This window comes from Candidatus Streptomyces philanthi (genome assembly GCF_059553635.1).
This window is the reverse complement of record NZ_JCANQV010000509.1, coordinates 1-2,429: the sequence shown is the minus strand read 5'-3', so window position 1 is coordinate 2,429 and position 2,429 is coordinate 1. Positions and strand designations below refer to the sequence as shown.

Sequence of the window (2,429 nt, the reverse complement as noted above, 5' to 3'; positions counted from 1 at the left end):
ACCACCCGCGCGATCCAGCGCGCCGGGGCCCGCGCGGCGCGCAGCTCCGACGCGTCGAACCCCGACAGGTAGGCGCGGGTCAGGCGCCACCACTCGGCCCGGTGGGCGGCGTCGCGGGTGTGCAGCTCACGGACGTACATCCGCAGGTCGTGGTCGGCGAACTTGGTGGCGGCGGCGCGCGCCGGCTCCTTGTGCCCCGCGTCCTCGAAGATCCGTACGGCGGTGCGGTGCGCCTCGATCCGCGCCTGCCAGTTGGCGACGTCCTGACGGGCCAGGGAGATCGACTGCCGCCCCGCCGCCCGGCGCACATGCCACACGTACACCCGGTCCGGGACGGTCACCACCCGGGGCGCGGCGGCCAGCACGCGCGCCGTGAAGACGAAGTCCTCGTAGGTGAAGCGGCCCTCGGGGAAGACGATGCCGTGGCGGTCGAGGAACTCCCGGTCGTAGAGCTTGTTGACGCACAGGGTGTCCCGCACCAGCGGGGCGAGCGCGGCGGGGGAGGAGTAGGTGCGCGGCTCCTCGTACAGGTCCGGCTGCCAGGGCACCTCGCGGCCGGACGGCAGCTCACGGCGCACACAGGCGCCGGAGGCGACGGGCGCGCCGTGCGCCTCGGCGGCCGCGAGCAGCGCCGCCGCGGCGCCCGGCGGCAGCACGTCGTCGCTGTCCAGAAACATCACATGGCGGCCCCTCGCGGCGCGCAGACCGTCGTTGCGGGGGGTGCCGCAGCCTCCGCTGTTCTCCGTACGGTGCAGCACCCGCAGCCGCGGCTCGTCGCGGGCGAGGGCGTCCAGGGCGGCGCCGGTGCCGTCGGTGGAGGCGTCGTCGACGGCGATCACCTCGACGGGGAGGTCCGCCGCCCGCTGGGCGAGGGCGGAGCGCACCGCCTCGCCGACGTGCGCGGCGTCGTTGTAGGCGATGACGATGACGCTGACCCGCGGCGGGGAGGCGAGCGCGGGCCCGGGCCGCGGCCCAGGGGCTTCGTTCACGTTCACGGCTTCCACATTTCGGTCGGAGGCATCACGAGTACGGGCGGGTTGTCCGCCCTGTCCGAGGGAACAGAAGCGGACGACCGCCGGACGGTTGCCGTGGGGCACATCGGTTTTCCGCCTCATTGCCGTCCCATGGCGCAACGGTGACCCGGTGCCTCCCGGACGATGACCCGGCGGGCTCCCCTCACCCGTGGTAACGAACCGGACGCCGTGCGATGCCGGTCTCCGCGAAACCTCCATGTACCGGCCCGCCCGCCCTCACCCCAGCAGCACCTTCGCCACCCGGGCCGCCGCCGCCCCGTCGTCCCGGTGGCAGAAGTCCCGCCGGAAGTCCGCGTACGCGTCCGCGCCGGCCCGCGCGATCGCCTCCACATCGCGCAGCGCGTCGATCAGCTCATCGGTCGACGACAGCAGCGGCCCCGGCACCCGGGCCTCGAAGTCCAGCGTGAACCCCCGCAGCACGTCCCGGTAGTGCGCCAGGTCGGGGGTGTGGAAGAGCATCGGCCGGCCGGTGTTGGCGAAGTCGGCGGCCAGCGACGAGTAGTCGGTGACCAGCACGTCCGCCGCCAGCAGCAGCTCCGTCGCGTCCGGGTGCCCGCACACGTCCCGCGCGAACGGCGCGTGCCGGGCCGGCAGCCGGTCGGCCACCAGCGGATGCCCGCGCACCAGCAGCACATGGTCCTCGCCCAGCGCCCGGCGCACCGCGTCCAGGTCGAGCGGCAGATGCAGCCGGTGGTGGGACGCGTCGTACGCCAGATCGTCGCGGGGCGTCGGCGCGTACAGCACCACCTTCTTGCCGTACGGGATGCCGAGCCGGGCACGGATCAGCCCCGCCCGCCGGGCCCGGTCCTCCGCGAACAGCGCGTCGGTGCGCGGCAGTCCGCACTCCAGCAGCGGACCCGTCCAGCCGAGCGCCCGCCGCAGCACGGCCGTGCTGTGGTCGTTCGGCGACAGCAGCACGCTCCACTGCCGCGCCGGGTCCGGCGGCGGCGCCAGATGGGGGAGCGGCGCGCACAGCGTGCCGGCCAGGTCGGCGCCGATCCGCTTGAGGGGGGTGCCGTGCCACGTCTGGACGACGGTCTGCCCGTCCCGCCGCACGAACCAGCGCGGCAGCGGCGTATTGGTCACCACCCAGCGGCTGTGCGCCAGCGCGCCGTGCCACTCGGCGCTGCCCACCACCACCGCGCGCGCCGTCCTCGGCACCGCCGTCTGCGCGTCGCGCACCGCCCACAGATGCGTCACCTCCGCGCCCGCGCGCACCAGTTCCTCGTGCACCGCCCGGGGCGAGTCGCCGTACGCCCGGCCGCCGAAGCTGCTGTAGAGGACGGTGTCGCGCAGCGGGCGGGTGCGGTGCAGCGGGTAGTGCCGCTCGCGCAGCACCCGGCGGCGGTAGGGGCCCCGGTCGACGGCGGGCAGCGACGGGCCCGCCGCGACGAA

2 protein-coding genes are annotated in these 2,429 nt (G+C 75.3%); both read right to left on the bottom strand.

Features of this window, described 5'->3' with window-relative positions:
- Window positions 1–995 (bottom strand): glycosyltransferase family 2 protein (locus AC51EU_RS29620; RefSeq protein WP_496270176.1); only part of this gene is annotated, 995 nt, incomplete at its 3' end.
- A gap of 255 nt (window positions 996–1,250) precedes the next feature.
- Window positions 1,251–2,429 (bottom strand): CDP-glycerol glycerophosphotransferase family protein (locus AC51EU_RS29615; RefSeq protein ID WP_496270175.1); only part of this gene is annotated, 1,179 nt, incomplete at its 5' end.